Origin of the sequence: Stutzerimonas xanthomarina DSM 18231, assembly GCF_900129835.1 — a bacterium.
Lineage (GTDB): Bacteria > Pseudomonadota > Gammaproteobacteria > Pseudomonadales > Pseudomonadaceae > Stutzerimonas > Stutzerimonas xanthomarina.
In genome coordinates this window covers 98,786-116,088 of the sequence record NZ_FQXA01000007.1, presented here as the reverse complement: position 1 = coordinate 116,088, position 17,303 = coordinate 98,786, and the positions used below count along the sequence as shown (strand labels likewise).

At 61.4% G+C, this 17,303-nt stretch carries 17 protein-coding genes; 10 read left to right on the top strand and 7 right to left on the bottom strand.

Annotation, left to right across the window (positions count from 1 at the left end):
• Window positions 1–68: 68 nt before the first annotated feature.
• A complete protein-coding gene (locus tag BUE09_RS17450; protein ID WP_073302912.1) occupies window positions 69–1,637 on the bottom strand; it encodes a methyl-accepting chemotaxis protein in 1,569 nt (522 codons plus the stop codon).
• 209 nt (window positions 1,638–1,846) lie between these two features.
• On the bottom strand, window positions 1,847–3,364 hold the full coding sequence (locus BUE09_RS17445; RefSeq protein WP_073302910.1) for a 3-hydroxyacyl-CoA dehydrogenase: 1,518 nt from the start codon (window positions 3,362–3,364) through the stop codon (window positions 1,847–1,849).
• 144 nt (window positions 3,365–3,508) lie between these two features.
• Here BUE09_RS17445 and BUE09_RS17440 point away from each other — a divergent pair, with 144 nt between their 5' ends.
• Together BUE09_RS17440 and BUE09_RS17435 are read left to right on the top strand one after the other, a co-directional pair.
• Window positions 3,509–3,955, top strand: coding sequence for a PaaI family thioesterase (locus BUE09_RS17440; protein WP_073302908.1), 447 nt, complete (start codon window positions 3,509–3,511; stop codon window positions 3,953–3,955).
• Entirely contained in the window at window positions 3,956–5,296 is a 1,341-nt protein-coding gene (locus tag BUE09_RS17435; protein ID WP_073302906.1) for a hypothetical protein, read from the top strand. It begins immediately after the preceding gene.
• A 37-nt stretch (window positions 5,297–5,333) separates the two neighbouring features.
• Here the strand turns inward: BUE09_RS17435 and radC are convergent, their stop codons facing one another.
• Entirely contained in the window at window positions 5,334–6,008 is a 675-nt protein-coding gene (gene radC, locus BUE09_RS17430) for a RadC family protein (protein WP_073302904.1), read from the bottom strand.
• A gap of 121 nt (window positions 6,009–6,129) precedes the next feature.
• Between radC and coaBC the strand changes: the two genes are divergently transcribed.
• The 4 genes from coaBC to argB all read left to right on the top strand — a co-directional run bounded on the left by coaBC (window position 6,130) and on the right by argB (window position 11,351).
• On the top strand, window positions 6,130–7,338 hold the full coding sequence (gene coaBC / locus BUE09_RS17425; protein ID WP_073302890.1) for a bifunctional phosphopantothenoylcysteine decarboxylase/phosphopantothenate--cysteine ligase CoaBC: 1,209 nt from the start codon (window positions 6,130–6,132) through the stop codon (window positions 7,336–7,338).
• Between the two features lie 2 nt (window positions 7,339–7,340).
• On the top strand, window positions 7,341–7,796 hold the full coding sequence (gene dut, locus BUE09_RS17420) for a dUTP diphosphatase (RefSeq protein ID WP_073302888.1): 456 nt from the start codon (window positions 7,341–7,343) through the stop codon (window positions 7,794–7,796).
• 1,233 nt (window positions 7,797–9,029) lie between these two features.
• Window positions 9,030–10,421 carry a phosphomannomutase/phosphoglucomutase gene (algC, locus tag BUE09_RS20520; RefSeq protein ID WP_208607099.1) on the top strand — a complete coding sequence of 464 codons (1,392 nt, stop codon included), beginning with the start codon at window positions 9,030–9,032 and terminating at the stop codon, window positions 10,419–10,421.
• 15 nt (window positions 10,422–10,436) lie between these two features.
• On the top strand, window positions 10,437–11,351 hold the full coding sequence (gene argB, locus BUE09_RS17410; RefSeq protein WP_073302884.1) for an acetylglutamate kinase: 915 nt from the start codon (window positions 10,437–10,439) through the stop codon (window positions 11,349–11,351).
• A 68-nt stretch (window positions 11,352–11,419) separates the two neighbouring features.
• Here the strand turns inward: argB and BUE09_RS17405 are convergent, their stop codons facing one another.
• Window positions 11,420–12,004, bottom strand: a complete 585-nt coding sequence (locus BUE09_RS17405) for a DUF4124 domain-containing protein (RefSeq protein WP_073302882.1) — start codon at window positions 12,002–12,004, stop codon at window positions 11,420–11,422.
• A 373-nt stretch (window positions 12,005–12,377) separates the two neighbouring features.
• The gene (gene pyrE / locus BUE09_RS17400) at window positions 12,378–13,019 is read right to left on the bottom strand and encodes an orotate phosphoribosyltransferase (protein ID WP_073302880.1); all 642 of its coding nucleotides are present in this window, start codon (window positions 13,017–13,019) and stop codon (window positions 12,378–12,380) included.
• Window positions 13,020–13,103: 84 nt separating this feature from the next.
• Between pyrE and BUE09_RS17395 the strand changes: the two genes are divergently transcribed.
• Entirely contained in the window at window positions 13,104–13,883 is a 780-nt protein-coding gene (locus BUE09_RS17395) for an exodeoxyribonuclease III (RefSeq protein WP_019341209.1), read from the top strand.
• A gap of 57 nt (window positions 13,884–13,940) precedes the next feature.
• On the opposite strand, the gene BUE09_RS17390 is transcribed toward BUE09_RS17395, so the two are convergent.
• Window positions 13,941–14,309: a DUF4870 domain-containing protein gene (locus BUE09_RS17390; protein WP_073302871.1), complete on the bottom strand. Its 369-nt coding sequence runs from the start codon at window positions 14,307–14,309 to the stop codon at window positions 13,941–13,943.
• Window positions 14,310–14,327: 18 nt separating this feature from the next.
• On the bottom strand, window positions 14,328–15,050 hold the full coding sequence (gene rph, locus BUE09_RS17385; protein WP_073302868.1) for a ribonuclease PH: 723 nt from the start codon (window positions 15,048–15,050) through the stop codon (window positions 14,328–14,330).
• A gap of 211 nt (window positions 15,051–15,261) precedes the next feature.
• On the opposite strand from rph, the gene BUE09_RS17380 reads away from it, so the two are divergent.
• The 3 genes from BUE09_RS17380 to rpoZ all read left to right on the top strand — a co-directional run bounded on the left by BUE09_RS17380 (window position 15,262) and on the right by rpoZ (window position 17,250).
• Window positions 15,262–16,125, top strand: coding sequence for a YicC/YloC family endoribonuclease (locus BUE09_RS17380; RefSeq protein ID WP_073302866.1), 864 nt, complete (start codon window positions 15,262–15,264; stop codon window positions 16,123–16,125).
• A gap of 66 nt (window positions 16,126–16,191) precedes the next feature.
• Window positions 16,192–16,812, top strand: coding sequence for a guanylate kinase (gene gmk / locus BUE09_RS17375; protein ID WP_073302864.1), 621 nt, complete (start codon window positions 16,192–16,194; stop codon window positions 16,810–16,812).
• A gap of 174 nt (window positions 16,813–16,986) precedes the next feature.
• Complete coding sequence (rpoZ, locus tag BUE09_RS17370; RefSeq protein WP_073302862.1) at window positions 16,987–17,250, top strand: DNA-directed RNA polymerase subunit omega; 264 nt, start codon at window positions 16,987–16,989, stop codon at window positions 17,248–17,250.
• Window positions 17,251–17,303: the final 53 nt, after the last annotated feature.

Sequence of the window (17,303 nt, the reverse complement as noted above, 5' to 3'; positions counted from 1 at the left end):
CGCTGCGCGGCATCGATTGGTGTGGGGCGCCAAAGGTGATGGCACTTGTGCCAGCGCATGCACAGCCACTATTGCTCTGGACGGTAGCCCAACCGCAGACCACCCCAATGGCGCCCGCCCACCATGATCGGCACCGAGAGGTCATGCATCAACTCGCCTGTGTCCCGACTGTAGGTCTGCAACAGCACCCTGCGTTCGTGGCTGCCACAGCGTGCACCGGTGCGGTCATTGAACAGACGCTTGCTGCGGCTCTTGACCTTATCGATTTCTGGATTGCCGATCGGCGGCTGGCTGAAGGCATGGTTGTGGGTCGGCACGTAGCCGTCCGGCGTGGTCGCGATCGCGTAGATCAACGCCTCGTTGCGCGCGAGCAAAGGTTCCTGGATTGCCGGGAGGACCTCGTCAGCGTAACGATCGAAACGAGTGCTGTAGCGGATCGGATCGGTTCCCGGCTGCGCCCGGTAGTTGCGATCAAACAGATCGTCAATGCTCAAGCGCCCGGCTAGCAGGTCCGCCTCGAAACGCGCGCCAATGGCAGCCGCAGCTTCGCGTGCGAGATCGTAAATATCCTGATGGTAGGCATCGAGCTGCACCTCGGCGAGCTGTTCGCTGACGGTTTCCGCCTGCTCTACCAGCTTTTCTGCGGCCTGCTCCAATTGGAGCGTCTGGGTCTCACTCTCCAGAGCGTCGCCACGCAATTGCTCTACCGCGACGAACAACTGCGCCAGTCGCTCATGATTGCTTGCCGTGCCGGCAGCGATTTCTGCCACCTGGGTTTCGACATTGCCAGCCAGGTCGGCGATACCACTCAGTTGAGTGCCTGTTCCTGCGATCTGTGCGGCGGCGTCATCGAGTTCGCTGGCCTGTTTCTGGATATGGCTGACCACCGCGCCACTTTGCTCGCGGATATCGCTGACCATCCGGCCCACCTCTTCGGTGGCGCTGCTGGTGCGACCGGCCAGGTTGCGTACTTCATCGGCAACCACGGCAAAGCCGCGTCCGGCTTCACCGGCGCGCGCCGCCTCGATTGCTGCATTGAGCGCGAGCAAGTTGGTCTGGCTGGCGATGGATTGAATCACATCAGTGATCTGGCGAATCTCTTCCGTGCGGGTCGAGAGTCCATCAAGCAATTCGCGGCTGGCTTCGGTCTGTGCGCTGAGCTGCTGCATGCGCTCGATGGCGTGCTGAAGCTCGATACGCCCGCTGTCGCTGCTGCGTCGCACGGCTTCGGCCGCTTCCAAGGTGTGCCGCGCGCGGGCAGCGCTGTCCTGCTCCGTCGCGGTCATCGCCTCGGCGCCATTGGCAATCTCGCTGACCGCGACCAGCTGCGACTGCAGCCGTGCCGCCAGCTGTTCGGCACTGAAGGACACCTGAGCGGCAGACAAGGCGTTGTGGCAGGTGTGGCGGGAGAGACTCTTGCTCAGCGCAGCGGAGCTCAGCTCGCTGGCGTCTTCAGCAACCGGGGCTTTCGCCGCTGTGCGCCACGGACCCAGCCAGGGCCAAAGGGCCAACAGCAGAACTGAAATCGCAGTCAGATAGAACGGCAGTTCCATCCAGCCATGAAACAGCAGCAACCCCAGCAGGGCAGCCGCGTGAAGCAGACAGGCCTTGGGGTGAAGGCGGAGGGTTGGGCGCATCGGTGGCCTCTTGTTTTCATCCGGTAAATAGGCGTTGTACCACCTCTGCCAGCAAAGAACATCGTTCGTTAGTGGCACATGGCCTTCCGGGCCAGGGACGATTACGCAAACGCTGCAGATCGTCCGGCGCGGCCGACTTACCGGTTTAGCGGCTGGATGCGCCCAACCTTAAGCGGTGCTAAAGCCTGAGCGTGCGCTAAGCGTTCAACCTAGCGAGCCTGATCCGGCGCCGTCAATGGCAGACCGAGCTGTACCCGGCGCCGTAACCAGGGGCTCGGACGATAACGCGGCTCATGACCGTAACAGCGCTGCATGCCTTCGAGGATGCTCAGGATTCGCGCCGGGTTGTAGTGCGCGGCAAAGCCCAGCGGTCCCTTCGGGTAGCCGAGGGCAACCGTCACGGCACGGTCGAGCGTCTCCGGCGAGGCGATACCCTTTTGGGCGATCTCGCAACCCAGGTTGACGATGCTGGCGACGATGCGCTGACTGACGAAACCCGGTGAGTCGTTGATCACCTCCACCGGCACACCATCGGCCGCCAACGCCTGACGGGCCTGCGCCTCCAGCGCCGGATCAAGCGCCGGCTGACGCATCAGCACGCGGCGTTTGTCGAGGTCGCTGAACAGGTCCAGCGCGACGGTGCGCACCGCAGGCAGCGCCAGCCGCTCGATGTAGCTACTTGCATCCTCTCCCAGCGGTGTGATCAGGCAGATCGCCTGGTCCGAAGGCTCGGCACCATCTTCGAGGACGGCCCCAGCCTGCTGCAGGACCGATCCAATCTGGCTGCGCAGCTCGGGCTCGATACTGTCGAGCCAGAACGGTCGATCGAGGTTCACCGGCTCGAAGCGGGGCTCCGGTGTACGGATCTGCTGACCGTCCTCATAGCGGTAGAACCCCTGGCCGGTCTTGCGTCCGAGCAACCCCGCCGCCACCCGCTGTGCGGCGAGATACGATGGCGTGTAGCGCGGGTCGTAATAGAACTGGTCATGCACCGACTCCATCACCGCATGGGAAATGTCCAGACCGGTCAGGTCGAACAACTCGAACGGGCCCATTCGAAACCCCGGGCCGTCACGCAGGATGCGGTCGATCTGTTCCGGCGTGGCGATGCCCTCGCTGAGAATCCGCTGGGCCTCGGTGCCATAAGCGCGACCGGCGTGGTTGACCAGGAAACCGGGAGTATCCGGCGTAATCGCCGGGAAATGTCCGGCATGCTCGGCCAGTGCTACCAAGCGCTCGATCACGGACGCATCGGTGCGCTCGCCGCGAACCACCTCGACCAGCTTCATCAGCGTCACCGGATTGAAGAAGTGGTAGCCCGCGACCCGCTCTGGCCGCTTGCAGGCACTGGCGATGCGGGTTACCGACAATGACGAGGTGTTGGTGGCAAGGACGGCCTCGGGGGCGATCAAGCTTTCCAGTTCGACGAACAGGCTCTGCTTGGCTTCGAGATTTTCGACGATGGCCTCGATCAGCAAATCGCAGCCGGACAGCTCGGCCAACTGATGGGCGGGCTGCATGCGCTCAAGAATCGCTGTCAGCGCATCAGGCGTTAGACGCCCCTTGGCTACGCTGCGCTCGAGCAACTCGCGGTTGAACTGCAGGGCTTGTTCGATGGTTTCAGGGCGGCTGTCATACAACCAGACCTGCTGGCCGGCGCTGGCGAACAGCTGCGCGATACCGCGCCCCATGGCGCCGGCGCCGATAATGCCGATTCGGGAAAACATGAGGACCTCCTTAACAGGGATGGCGTTGCAATTCGACAACTTACACTCAATGCTGGTTTCGCACTGCGAAACTTCATTCCATATAATTGACCACGAGCCTAAAGACTGCCAGTCTCCTTAGCAAGCCATCCGTGATCGAGCGCCATGTCTAGCACCGACTACTCTCGCGACCAACTACAACAGGTTCACGCCTCCGTTACCGGCTTCTTTCAGGACGTCGGCTGCGAGCTGCTGGCTTACGGCCCTGAGCACGCCACGCTCGTACTGAACTTGCTGCCACGCCATCTGAACAATGCCAGCAACATGCACGGCGGCGTCATGGCGACTTTGATGGATGTTGCGATGGGCCTTTGCGGCACCTGGGAAGCCGACCCGGCCGACCGCCGAGTGGCGCTGACCCTGTCGATGAACATCAATTTCAGCAGAGCAGCCGCAGCAGGGAGTCGAGTCAGAGCCCAAGCCAAATGTCGCTCGTCCGGGCACCAGGTATTCATGGCCAGCTGCGACTTGCTGGATGAACAGGATCGGCTGATCGCGTTCGGCGAAGGCGTGTTCAAGCGTGGCGCGCTTCGTCGGGAGCTCCCAGCCTAGATGACCGGGCTACTGCCACTGGCTCTACTGTTCGAGCTACTGGCGCTCGTTACCCGAATTCAGCCGCTGAGCGTGATCAGCGGTGTCCTGCTGGGCCTGTTCTTCGTCTGGCACTGGCGCTCGTTGATGCCCTATCCGCGGCGGCTCGGAATCGTCACGGCTGCGCTGCTCGGATACTGGTTGCTGTCTGGCGAAGCGACCTGGCAGCAAGGCGCACGCCTGTTGTCATCGGCCGCCTATTACGCAGCCTTCATCGGCGCACTGGGTCTGATGCACTGTCTGGTCAAGCGTTTGCACCAACTCAGCGAACTGCACCGCTTGCTGCTGGCAGGCCCCCGGGCATGGCTCTATCCAGGCTATCTACTGAGCACATTTGCGATCAGCTCGGTTCTCAGTTTCGGCATGCTGAACCTGATATGCGGCTCGCTGGAAAAGCATCTCGAACGCCATCCCTATGACGATCATCAACGGCGGGAAGGTCGCCGCGCCGTGATGGTTGCTGCTCTGCGCGGATTCGCCCTGGTGCCTTTGCTGGCGCCGACCAGCGTCGCGGTGGCAATCCTGACCCGCGAGCTCGGGCTCAGCTGGAGCACACTGCTACCCTTCGGGCTGCTAGGTGGCCTGATCCTGCTGCTGTTCGGCTGGCCGATCGAGAATCGCCGTCTTCAGCAATTGGTGGACTACCCGGTCGTCGACGCCGGTTTGGAAAGCCAACAAAGCGGTGGTCGCTTGCATGGCCTGTTGCTAGGCAGCCTGATCGGCATTGTGCTGATCGCCCTGCTTGCAGCACTGACCTGGCTGTCGGCCACTCAGGCCGCGATGCTGACGGTGCCAACCGCCGTGATTCTGATCCTGCTCTGGCAGCGGATCTCGCCGCGCCAAGTCATCGGCGAGGTCAGCGAAACGCTGATCGGTATGCGCAACGAGACGTTCATCTTCGCCAGCTCGGCGCTGCTCGCGGGACTGGTTGCCGCCGTGTTGCCGGTGCATCACCTGGCGGAACAACTCGATAGCACGCCACTGGTGTTGTTTGGCCTGGGCACAGCCGGTGCGCTGGCAGTCATGGCGCTGGCGCTGCTCGGCGTGGCGCCGCTGATATCGCTGAACCTGTGCGCCGCCTTGTTGGCACAGCTGGCGAGTCAGGGCTTGGCGGTGACACAGCCGGCCGTGGCGCTGCTGTTCGGGTTTTCGCTGGCGATGCTGCTCTCGCCCTACGGCCCCTCGGCAGTGTTGCTGGCGCGCCATGCCCAGCTGTCACCCTGGCGCATCGCCGTCGGCTGGAATGGCCGCTTCGTCCTGAGCGTGTTGCTCCCGCTGCTGCTTATTCCGCTGCTCGCGTGAATACTCGTCCGGTACGCTTTTCGTGCAGTTTGCGGGACTACATCCAGCCACGCTCGGCCATGGACAATGGTTCGCCATCACCGACGATAAAATGATCGATTACCCGCACATCGATAAGCGCCAGCGCATCGCTGAGCCTGCGGGTCAGCTGCCGATCGGCCTGGCTGGGCTCGGCGACGCCGGATGGATGGTTGTGGGTCAGGATGACCGCTGCGGCGTTCTGTGCCAGGGCGCGTTTGACCACCTGGCGCGGATATACGCTGGCCCCATCGATGGTGCCATGAAACAGAATTTCAAACGCCAATACCCGGTGTTTGGAATCGAGAAACAGACAAGCGAAGAGTTCGTGCGGCTCATGCCGCAGGCGTGCCTTGAGATAATCGCGCACCGCCTGAGGGCTTTCCAATGCCGAATCACGACGGATGCGTTCGGCCAGATGCCGTCGTGCCATTTCCAGCACGGCTTGCAGTTGAGCAAATTTGGCCGGTCCCAAGCCAAGGTGCTTACTGAACTGAGCGAGGTCACTTTCGAGTAACGCCCGGAGACTGCCGAACTCATTCAGCAGATGCCGCGCCAGATCCACCGCGCTTTTTCCAGTTACGCCGGTGCGTAGAAAAATCGCCAACAGCTCCGCATCGGACAGGGCCGCTGCGCCCTGCTCCAACAGTTTTTCCCGCGGCCGCTCCGCAGCCGGCCAGTCACGAATGCTCATGTCACCTCCATGTCGAGCGCGTCCCTCGTCCTCAGAGGGCGCTGTGCTATCTTAGCGGCCTTTTATGCACGGCAACCGGCCCTCGCCGGAACCAGTTCTCACCCCGTAACAAGGCAGGCCTATGCAGCGGCTCTATCGTAAACGCATCGTCCTGGGCGTCGGCGGCGGCATCGCCGCTTACAAGAGCGCGGAGCTGGTGCGCCGGCTACGCGACCAGGGCGCCGAAGTGCGCGTCGTGATGACCAGCGGCGGTCGTGAATTCATTACGCCGCTAACCCTCCAGGCCCTGTCCGGCCACCCTGTCCACCTGGACCTACTCGACCCTGCTGCCGAGGCAGCCATGGGGCATATCGAGCTAGCGCGCTGGGCCGACCTGGTCCTGGTGGCGCCCGCTACGGCCGATCTGATGGCACGTCTGGCCCAGGGTGTCGCCAACGACCTGTTGACCACGCTCGTGCTCGCGACCAGCGCACCGGTAGCCCTGGCGCCCGCGATGAATCAGGCCATGTGGGCTGATCCCGCCACCCAAGCCAACCGCGCCCTGCTGGAACAGCGAGGGATCCGCCTGTTCGGCCCGGCATCCGGCAGCCAGGCCTGCGGCGATGTCGGCCTCGGCCGCATGCTCGAAGCGGATGATCTGGCGCAGGCCGCGGCTGACTGCTTCGAACGCAGCCTGCTGACCGGCAAGCATCTCCTGATCACCGCCGGCCCAACCCAGGAAAACATCGACCCGGTGCGCTATATCACCAATCACAGCTCCGGGAAGATGGGTTTCGCCCTGGCCGAAGCGGCCGCCGAGGCCGGTGCCCGCGTGACGCTGGTGGCCGGGCCGGTATTCCTGCCGACGCCCGACCGCGTTCAGCGCATCGACGTGGTCAGCGCCCGGGACATGCTTGCCGCGTGCGAAGCGGCGATACCGTGCGATCTGTTCATTGCCGCCGCGGCGGTTGCCGACTATCGGCCCGAAGTGGTGGCACCGCACAAATTGAAGAAAGACCCCACCAAGGGCGACGGCTTGCTTCTGCAGATGGTCCGCAACCCCGACATTCTTGCCACGCTGGCCGGGCGGACGGATCGACCATTCAGCGTCGGCTTTGCGGCCGAAACGGAAAACCTGCTGGAGTACGCCACGCGCAAGCTGCGTGACAAGAACCTCGACCTGATCGTGGCCAACGACGTCGCCAACCCGAGCATCGGCTTCAACAGCGAAGAAAACGCCGTCACGGTGATTGACCGCCAGCAACACGAAACCCGCTTCAGTCAAGCCAGCAAGGGGCACATCGCTCGCCAGCTGATCGCCTTTATAGCCGACCGTTACCACCAGGCCTGACCATGCACAAACTTCAAGCGAAGATTCTCGACCCCCGCCTTGGCACGGATTTTCCACTGCCCGAATACGCCACCAGCGGCTCTGCCGGACTTGACCTGCGCGCCATGCTGCCAGCCGATACCACACTGGAGCCAGGGCAGACCTTGCTGATCCCTACCGGCCTGTCCATTCACATTGCCGATCCGAGCCTCGCGGCGCTGGTCCTGCCGCGCTCTGGCCTGGGCCACAAGCATGGCATCGTGCTGGGCAATCTCGTCGGCCTGATCGACTCCGACTACCAGGGCGAGCTGATGGTCTCCTGCTGGAACCGCGGCCAGACCAGCTTCAACATCGCCATAGGCGAGCGCATCGCCCAGCTGATGCTGGTCCCGGTGATTCAAGCGCAGTTCGAACTGGTGAACGAATTCGACGGCAGCGAGCGCGGCGCCGGCGGCTTCGGCCATTCGGGCAGTCACTGAGATATTTCTCGTCTTTTTCAGGACGAACCGAGGAGCTCCATGAAACTCTTCAAGCGCACCGCCAAGGACGACACCGTTCTCAACCCTGCCGATACCGCCCCGTCCCGCCCACGCCGCAGCGTCGGACTGAAAACGCTCACACCCGGGCTGATCCCGGGGCTGCTGGGGCTCGTGGTTGCCGGTGGGTTGCTTTGGGTTGCCCAGCAGAGCAGTCAGCAGCAGCAAGCCAACGCACTCGCCCAGGCATGGGGTCAGAGCCAGGCTTCGGCGATCAATCAGGCCCTCCGCCAACTGGCCGAAGACACCCGCGCCGCCGCCAGCGATCCGCAATTGCTCGAAGCACTGCGCAGCGACCAGCCGCAACAGATACGCGCCGTTGAACGTGAGTTCGGCTACCGGGACGGCGTCATCGATGCGCACCTCAGCCTGCGCGGCCAGGCGCGAACGGATGCCAGCCGACCCGGACCGCTGAATTTTGCCGCACTGGACATGTTGCAGCGCGCCGAGAACGGGCAAACGCCGGCAACCGAAGCATTCAAGGTTGGCACACGCTGGCTGCTCTACAGCGCTGCGGCGTTGCGCCCGGAAGCCGATCAGCCGGTACAGGGCACTCTGCTGCTGGTAACCAGCCTGGAACGCTTCCTGGCAACCCTGCCGCAACTGCCAGCCGAAGCCGGGCAACTGCGACTGACGCAGCAATTCAGCGCCGCCCCAACACAGTTGTTGGTCCAGCGTGGCGGAGCCGGCCTGGATGGGGCGGCGATAGACCTGCCGAGTAGCAACCCGAACTGGACGATCAGTTTCTTACCGGCATCAGAGCATGGCGTCGCGAGTCTCTCACCACTACTGGTGCTAGCGGCGGCCCTGGCGGCATTCTGCGGGCTGTTGCTCGGCCTGCAGGCAGTGCACAGCACACAGCAACGCAGGCTCCGTGAAGATGTCTTGCATCTGGGCCAGATGGTTCAGGAACTCTCCAACGGCAAGGCCATCAAAACACCGACTTTAAGGCTGCCGGCGCTTGATGCACTGGCGAAAAGCCTGGTCCGATTGCCGCTCCGCACCGCCGGAATGGCATCGACCAAAGCCCCGGCCACTGAGCAGGCCGCGGTCAGGCAACCCCCATCTACCGACTATGTCGACCCTCTTTTCCAGGACACCGACATTCTCGATATCGACATTCTCGACGAGGACCAGGACTGGCTTGGCCTCGATACCAAGGAGCGAGAAACCGCAATGAGCGCCCCTAAAGCCCCGCAACTGCCCGCGAGCATCTTCCGCGCCTACGATATCCGTGGCGTGGTCGGCGACAGCCTGACCACCGAAACCGCTTACTGGATTGGCCGGGCAGTGGGCTCCGAGAGCCTGGCCCAGGGCGAACCAAACGTGTCGGTTGGCCGCGACGGACGACTGTCCGGCCCCGAGTTGGTCCAGCATCTGATCCAGGGTCTGGTGGACAGCGGCTGTAACGTCAACGACGTCGGCATGGTACCGACCCCGGTGCTCTACTACGCCGCCAACGTTCTTGCCGGCAAATCCGGCGTGATGCTCACTGGCAGTCACAACCCGCCGGACTACAACGGCTTCAAAATCGTCATCGCGGGCGACACGCTCGCCAACGAACAGATCCAGGCGCTACGCCAGCGCATTGAAACCGGCAACCTCAGCGAAGGCGTTGGCCAGGCGGAACAGGTCGACGTTCTGGAAAGCTACTTCAAGCGAATCCGCGACGATATCGCCTTGGCCAAGCCGATGAAGGTGGTAGTGGACTGCGGCAACGGCGTCGCTGGCGTCATTGCCCCGCAGCTTATAAAAGCCCTGGGGTGCGAGGTCATTCCGCTGTTCTGCGAGGTCGACGGCAACTTCCCCAACCATCACCCCGACCCGGGCAAGCTGGAAAACCTCGAAGACCTGATCGCCAAGGTCAAATCGGAGAATGCTGACCTCGGCCTGGCGTTCGACGGCGACGGTGACCGCGTGGGCGTGGTGACCAATGTCGGCAGCGTGGTTTTCCCTGATCGCTTGCTAATGCTGTTCGCCAAGGATGTCGTGTCGCGCAACCCCGGCGCCGACATTATCTTCGACGTCAAATGCACGCGGCGCCTGACACCGCTGATCAGCGGATACGGCGGCCGCCCGGTCATGTGGAAGACAGGGCACTCGCTGATCAAAAAGAAAATGAAGGAAACCGGTGCGCTGCTGGCGGGTGAGATGAGCGGGCACATCTTCTTCAAGGAGCGCTGGTACGGTTTCGATGACGGCATCTACAGTGCAGTGCGCCTGCTGGAGATCCTCAGCCAGGACAAGCGCAACGCGGAGCAGGTCTTCTCGGCCTTCCCGAACGATATCTCGACCCCCGAAATCAATATTCAGGTCACCGAGGAAAGTAAGTTCAGCATCATCGAAGCGCTGCATCGCGACGCGCATTGGGGCGAGGCGAACATCACCACCCTGGACGGCGTCCGCGTCGACTACCCGAAAGGCTGGGGCCTGGTGCGCGCCTCGAACACTACTCCGGTACTGGTGCTGCGTTTCGAAGCCGAAACCGAGGATGAACTCAAGCGCATACAGGACGTCTTCCGCGCGCAGCTTTATACTGTCGCGCCTGATCTCACCCTGCCGTTCTGACTTGCGGAGCCCTGCATGACCCTCAGCCGTGAAGCCGCCACCCAATTCGCCCAGGTCCTGTCCGAGGCGCTGCCCTACATCCGGCGGTTCGTCGGCAAGACGCTGGTCATCAAGTACGGCGGCAACGCGATGGAAAGCGAGGAGCTGAAAACCGGCTTTGCGCGCGATATCGTGCTGATGAAAGCAGTGGGCATTAACCCGGTGGTGGTCCACGGCGGCGGGCCGCAGATCGGCGACCTGCTCAAGCGCCTCAACATCGAAAGCCACTTCATCGACGGCATGCGGGTCACCGACAGCCAGACCATGGACGTGGTTGAAATGGTGCTCGGCGGCCAAGTCAACAAGAGCATTGTGAGCCTGATCAACCAGCACGGCGGCGCAGCCATCGGTCTGACCGGCAAAGACGCCAAGCTGATCCGCGCGAAGAAGCTCAAGGCGACGCGTCAGACGCCTGAAATGACCTCACCGGAAATCATCGACATTGGCCAGGTTGGTGAAGTCACTGGGGTAAATACCGAGCTCTTGGAAATGCTGGTTCGCGGCAACTTCATCCCGGTTATTGCACCCATCGGCGTTGGCCCGGACGGCGAGTCCTACAACATCAACGCCGACTTGGTCGCAGGCAAGGTTGCCGAAGCGCTGAAATCGGAAAAGCTGATGCTGCTGACTAACATTGCCGGCCTGATGGACAAGCAGGGCCAGGTGCTGACCGGACTGACCACCGCACAGGTCGACGATTTGATCGCCGACGGCACCATCTACGGCGGGATGCTGCCAAAGATTCGCTGTGCGCTGGAGGCGGTACAAGGCGGCGTGCACAGTGCGCACATCATCGATGGCCGCGTTCCCAACGCGGTGTTGCTGGAAATCTTCACCGACATTGGTGTCGGCACACTGATCACCAACCGGAAGGCCTCAGCTCCCCACTGAAACAACCATGAAAAAGCCCGGCTTCTCGGATGAAAAGCCGGGCTTTTTTTCGTCCGGTTGAAACGCTGCTACTCCGACTGACCAAGTAACTCAGCCACTCGCTCACGTTCCCGGCCGTAGCTGGCTTCGGCCTGCTGCCTGGTTTGCCTGTAGCGTTCAACATCGCGCTTCAGGCTGGCCTGTTCTTTGGCGAGATTGTCGATCTGTACGAGTAGCTGCTCGGGCACTTTGCGTCCGGCACGTTCATGGTTGGCCGCCTGGCTCTGGAGATTCGCCTGCTGCGTCCGCAGTGATTGAAGGTTGCCACGGGTGATACCGATAATGCTGTCGAGCTCTGAAAGCCTGCGCGCCTTGGCGCGCTCGACATCCGCGACACTGGCATACAGCCGCAGCAACTGGGCGTCGGTCTCAGCGCGGGCTTTAGCCTCCTGCATACGCTGACGCTCTTGAGCGGTAGGTGCTGGAGGTATGACCTGCGTCACACGCCCCTGGTCATTCAGAACCTCGTAGCCGCGACCGATAAATTGCGGCGGCACCCCGTGCCGATCGAGGACCACAACACCCTTGTCGTCAACATAGCGATACAGCTCGGCTTGCGCTGCCGTCACTCCCAACAAGCCCAGCAGCAACACTACGCGCGTCCAAATTCGCATACTCCAGCCTCTTCCGTACCCGGTGCTTTCGGCACTGCTACTCGTAATGCCTGATTGTTCTTAATGCCCGAAGGGTTCCAGCTTATACAAACCCCGTCACAGTTGCGCAGCAATAAGCACACCAACTGCTCCGGCACTGTCTGACTTGAGACTGGTATGCTACTTACCCGCAACAGCCCAGATCAGAAGAATCGGACCGGAGATGCACAGAGGCGACCGGCTGGATTGATCGAACCAGCCGGCCAAGGCCAACGCACGATGGCAGCGAACTACCTGCTATATGGACGTAATTGGTCAGTTGCTGACAAACTGCAAATCGCTCCGGCTTGAACAACCGCCGATGTCTGCGACGCCCGAATTCACCAGCGCTGCCTCAGATCCCGTATTGGTCCCGATAGGCCTCGACTGCCGGCAAATAGCGCTTGAGCTGGTCATCCTGCCCTAGAAACTCCAGCACCTGAGCGAGTGAAACAATGCTGACCACGGGCATTCCATAGTCCTGCTCCACTTCCTGAATAGCCGACAGCTGGCCTTGGCCTCGCTCCTGCCGATTCAACGCAATCAGCACGCCGGCGGCTTGTGCCCCCTGAGCCTGGATGATCTGCATGACTTCACGAATCGCAGTTCCAGCAGTGATCACGTCATCGACAATCAGCACGCGGCCACTGAGCGGCGCACCGACCAACGTGCCGCCTTCGCCATGGTCCTTGGCTTCCTTGCGGTTAAAGCACCAGGGCAGGTCACGCTGGTGATGCTCAGCCAGCGAGATTGCCGTCGCTGCTGCCAGCGGAATGCCCTTATAGGCCGGGCCGAAGATCACGTCGAAATCGATACCGCTCTCGGCAACCGCAGCCGCGTAGAAGCGTCCCAACTGTGCCAGCGCCGCGCCACTGTTGAACAACCCGGCATTGAAGAAGTAGGGGCTGGTGCGCCCGGACTTCAGAGTGAACTCACCGAAGCGCAGAACCCCGCGCTCGATGGCGAAGCGAATGAATTCGCGCTGGTACGCCTGCATGAAGAATATTCCCGGAAGACACTGATTTAGCTAATTGCAAAGAGCTTGGGTTATCATACACGCACGTGTTTTTAGGGGCCATTTATGCGGATCATCAGCGTCAACGTGAATGGCATTCAAGCGGCGGCGCAGCGAGGATTACTCAGCTGGTTGCAAGCGCAGAATGCCGATGTCATCTGCCTGCAGGATACCCGCGCTTCCGTAGTAGAACTCGACGATCCAGCCTACCAACTCGACGGATATTTTCTCTATACCGTCGATGCCGAAATCCCTGAACAGGGCGGCGTCGCGCTGTACTCCAGGCTGCAGCCAAAGGCTGTCATCATGGGCCTCGGATTCGAGACTGCCGACCGCTACGGCCGTTATCTGCAAGCGGACTTCGACAAGGTCAGCATCGCCTCGCTGCTATTGCCAACCGGCCGGGGCGGGGACGAGGACCTGAATCAGAAATTCAAGTTCATGGATGATTTCGCCCATTACCTCGACAAGCAGCGCCGCAAGCGTCGCGAGTACATCTATTGTGGCTCGCTGCATGTTGCGCACCAGAAGCTGGATGTTAAGAACTGGCGCGATTGCCAGCAGGCGACCGGCTTTCTGGCGCCTGAACGCGCCTGGCTGGATGAGATCTTTGGCAACATGGGCTATATCGATGCCATGCGCGAAGTCACGCGCGAGGGCGATCTGTACAGCTGGTGGCCCGAGACGGAACAGGCTCAGATGCTTAATCTGGGTTGGCGCTTCGATTACCAGATCCTCACATCCGGCATGCGCCGCTTCGTCCGCAACGCCCGTTTGCCGCGCCAGCCGCGCTTCTCGCAGCATGCGCCGCTGGTCGTGGATTACGACTGGACGCTAAGCCTCTAAATCCGAAAGAACACGCCCAGCAAGGGTGTTTTTGCTGGGCCCAACCCGGACGAGAAGCTATTTCACGATCCGCCAGCAAAACGGGTAACGATAAGGCTTGCCCTCGTTGGCGCGGATTCCGGCAATCACCACCAGCACCAACGCCACGACGCTGATCAGCGCCATCAACGGAAAGCCGATCAGAATCCAGGCAAGCACTCCGCAAATCATCAGCAGGATGCTGAAGGTGATCTGGAAGTTGAGTGCTTCCTTGCCCTGCTCATCGACGAAGGGATCCATATCCTTCTTCAATTGCCAGATGATCAACGGCCCCAGTACGTTGCCAATCATCGGCACCAGAAACCAGAAGAACGCCGAGTAATGACAGAACATGGCCCATTGCCGCGCTTGCGCAGAGGGCTGCGAAACCAGCTCCTTATCAGACATGACGTTCTCCTCTGTTCCTTAGTCAGCCAGCGCGGCAAGTTGCAAAGCAAACAGCTCCTGCATTCCGCTTTGCGCCAACGCCAACATCGCGTTCAGCTCTGCAGGCTGGAAAGGCGCACCCTCAGCCGTACCCTGGATCTCGATAAAGCCGCCAGCGCTGGTCATCACCACGTTGAGGTCCGTTTCGGCCGCCGAATCCTCCAGATAATCTAGGTCGAGGACCGGTTCACCCTGGTAAATACCTACCGATACTGCCGAGACCATCTGCTTGAGCGGATCACCACCCTTGAGCCCGCCGCGCTTTTTCATCAACTTCAATGCATCCACCAGAGCAACCATCGCGCCGGTGATCGAAGCAGTACGCGTGCCGCCATCGGCCTGAATGACATCGCAATCGATATAGATGGTGTTCTCACCAAGCTTGCTCATGTCCAGCGCTGCACGCAGCGACCGACCGATGAGCCGCTGAATTTCCAGCGTGCGTCCACCCTGCTTGCCCCGGCTGGCTTCACGTTGGTTACGTTCGCCAGTGGCGCGCGGGAGCATGCCGTACTCTGCAGTCAGCCAGCCCTGCCCCTGCCCTTTGAGGAATCGGGGCACGCCATTCTCGACGCTGGCAGTGCAGATCACCTTGGTGTCGCCGAACTCCACCAGCACCGACCCTTCAGCGTGCTTGGTGTAGTTACGAGTGATGCGGATTGAACGCAGCTGGTCGGCGGCGCGGCCACTGGGACGCTTCATTGGGACATATCCTGATCTGAAATGAGTGACGGCCATTATAGAGGCGTGACCCACCATAAGGGCCACCGTCGAGCCACCCGAGGCCAAACCATGCTGCAACGGATCGCCCAAAGACGAGCGATCTCAATTCCCAGTCGACGCGGCATCAAGGTCACTGGCCGCGTTTTCATTTACAATCCTCCGCCTTTCGTCACCGCACCGGGAGGTCCCCATGATTTACAGCATGACCGCTTTCGCCCGCGCCGAGCTGGCTGGCGAGCACGGCACCCTCAGCTGGGAGATCCGCTCGGTCAACCATCGCTATCTCGAACCGCACCTGCGTTTGCCCGAGGCGTTTCGCGATCTCGAAGGTGCGGTCCGCGAGGCGTTGCGCAAGGGCCTCTCGCGCGGGAAGGTCGAATGCACGCTGCGCTTCGCTGAAGATGCCGCTGGTCGCTCGATGCAAGTCGACCAAGAGCGGGCCCGCCAGCTGATCAGCGCAGCTGAAAACGTTGCGGCCTTGATCAAGCAGCCCGCAGCGCTCAACCCGTTGGAGATTCTCGCCTGGCCCGGCGTCCTGGTGGGCGACTCGGCAGACCCGCAGGCGCTAAATAGCACGGCTCTGCAGTTGTTTCACCAGGCGTTGGAACAGATGAAGGCCGGCCGCCTACGCGAAGGCGAAGAGCTTGCTCGCTTGATCAACGAACGCCTCGACGCTATCGGCACTGAAACCGCCACGCTCCGCAGCCAGGTTCCACAGATGCTCGCAGCGCAGCGCCAAAAGCTCCTCGACCGCTGCGCAGAAATGCGCGTCGAACTGGACCCTCAGCGCCTCGAGCAGGAACTTGTGATGCTGGCGCAGAAGAGCGACGTAGCCGAAGAACTCGATCGTCTCGGCACCCACGTCACCGAGGTGCGCCGGGTATTGAAGTCCGGCGGGGCTGCCGGACGCCGTCTGGATTTCCTCATGCAGGAACTCAACCGCGAAGCCAACACCCTGGGTTCCAAAGCTTTCGATACGCGCAGCACCCAGGCGGCGGTCAATCTCAAGGTCCTCATCGAGCAGATGCGCGAGCAGGTCCAGAATATCGAGTAATCACAGACTCGGGCGTCAGAGGCCCAAGTTCGCCAGCCCACATCAGCAATCCGCAAAGAGAATCCAATGGCAGCCTCCACCGGTACGCTCTACATCGTTTCCGCGCCTTCCGGGGCCGGCAAGACCAGCCTGGTCAAGGCGCTGCTCGATGCGCAGCCACAGGTTCGGGTCTCGGTTTCGCACACCACTCGACCGATGCGCCCAGGCGAGGTGGATGGTGTCAACTATCACTTCGTCAGCCGTGAAGAGTTTCTGGAGCGGCACACGCACAATGAATTCCTCGAACATGCCGAGGTATTCGGCAATCTGTACGGGACGTCCCAGCGCTGGGTCGAACAGACGTTGGATGAAGGTTACGACCTGATTCTGGAAATCGACTGGCAGGGCGCGCAGCAGGTTCGTCGCCTGATGCCGCAAGCCAAATCGATTTTCATCCTCCCACCCACTCAGGAAGCACTGCGGCAACGCCTGACAAACCGCGGGCAGGACAGCGATGAAGTCATCGACAAGCGCATGCGGGAAGCCGTCAGCGAGATGGCCCACTACGTTGAGTATGATTACTTGGTGATCAACGATGACTTCGCCCACGCGCTGATCGACTTGCAAGCGATTTTCCGTGCCAACCAGCTTTTGCAGGCCGCTCAACAGCAACGCTTCAGTGCCTTGCTCCAGGAATTGCTGGCCTGAAATCAGGGCGGCGCGACTAATCTAGTCGCGGTTGCGGACGCCCTCTTGGTCCGCTAAAAGGCCGCCACGGCGGCGGAGAGCGTTTTACTGCTTCCCTATTGGCTGGTGATTTTTTAGACTATCCCGTCCGCTCGCCCATTCGGGCATGCTTTACCGCTATTGATGAGGAACACCATGGCCCGCGTTACCGTTGAAGACTGTCTGGACAACGTAGATAACCGCTTCGAGCTGGTCATGCTCGCCACCAAGCGCTCGCGTCAGCTGGCTACTGGCGGCAAAGAGCCGAAGGTAGCCTGGGAAAATGACAAGCCAACCGTGGTGGCGCTGCGTGAAATCGCCTCCGGCCTGGTGGATTACGACGTCATCGCCCAAGACGATATCGTCGACGACGAGCCACTGTTCGCTCAGTATGAGGAAGAGCCCAACGAGGCCCTCTGAATAAATGCCAGGTCGAAGTCGAACCGCAAACATAGCGCCCTGCCGGCAAGGAG

What these genes read in the sequence shown, in the direction of transcription:
- BUE09_RS17450 (WP_073302912.1), bottom strand. Translation starts at nt 1,637, where the DNA reads ATGCGCCCAACCCTCCGCCTTCACCCCAAGGCCTGTCTGCTTCACGCG.
- BUE09_RS17445 (WP_073302910.1), bottom strand. Translation starts at nt 3,364, where the DNA reads ATGTTTTCCCGAATCGGCATTATCGGCGCCGGCGCCATGGGGCGCGGT.
- BUE09_RS17440 (WP_073302908.1), top strand. Translation starts at nt 3,509, where the DNA reads ATGTCTAGCACCGACTACTCTCGCGACCAACTACAACAGGTTCACGCC.
- BUE09_RS17435 (WP_073302906.1), top strand. Translation starts at nt 3,956, where the DNA reads ATGACCGGGCTACTGCCACTGGCTCTACTGTTCGAGCTACTGGCGCTC.
- radC (WP_073302904.1), bottom strand. Translation starts at nt 6,008, where the DNA reads ATGAGCATTCGTGACTGGCCGGCTGCGGAGCGGCCGCGGGAAAAACTG.
- coaBC (WP_073302890.1), top strand. Translation starts at nt 6,130, where the DNA reads ATGCAGCGGCTCTATCGTAAACGCATCGTCCTGGGCGTCGGCGGCGGC.
- dut (WP_073302888.1), top strand. Translation starts at nt 7,341, where the DNA reads ATGCACAAACTTCAAGCGAAGATTCTCGACCCCCGCCTTGGCACGGAT.
- algC (WP_208607099.1), top strand. Translation starts at nt 9,030, where the DNA reads ATGAGCGCCCCTAAAGCCCCGCAACTGCCCGCGAGCATCTTCCGCGCC.
- argB (WP_073302884.1), top strand. Translation starts at nt 10,437, where the DNA reads ATGACCCTCAGCCGTGAAGCCGCCACCCAATTCGCCCAGGTCCTGTCC.
- BUE09_RS17405 (WP_073302882.1), bottom strand. Translation starts at nt 12,004, where the DNA reads ATGCGAATTTGGACGCGCGTAGTGTTGCTGCTGGGCTTGTTGGGAGTG.
- pyrE (WP_073302880.1), bottom strand. Translation starts at nt 13,019, where the DNA reads ATGCAGGCGTACCAGCGCGAATTCATTCGCTTCGCCATCGAGCGCGGG.
- BUE09_RS17395 (WP_019341209.1), top strand. Translation starts at nt 13,104, where the DNA reads ATGCGGATCATCAGCGTCAACGTGAATGGCATTCAAGCGGCGGCGCAG.
- BUE09_RS17390 (WP_073302871.1), bottom strand. Translation starts at nt 14,309, where the DNA reads ATGTCTGATAAGGAGCTGGTTTCGCAGCCCTCTGCGCAAGCGCGGCAA.
- rph (WP_073302868.1), bottom strand. Translation starts at nt 15,050, where the DNA reads ATGAAGCGTCCCAGTGGCCGCGCCGCCGACCAGCTGCGTTCAATCCGC.
- BUE09_RS17380 (WP_073302866.1), top strand. Translation starts at nt 15,262, where the DNA reads ATGATTTACAGCATGACCGCTTTCGCCCGCGCCGAGCTGGCTGGCGAG.
- gmk (WP_073302864.1), top strand. Translation starts at nt 16,192, where the DNA reads ATGGCAGCCTCCACCGGTACGCTCTACATCGTTTCCGCGCCTTCCGGG.
- rpoZ (WP_073302862.1), top strand. Translation starts at nt 16,987, where the DNA reads ATGGCCCGCGTTACCGTTGAAGACTGTCTGGACAACGTAGATAACCGC.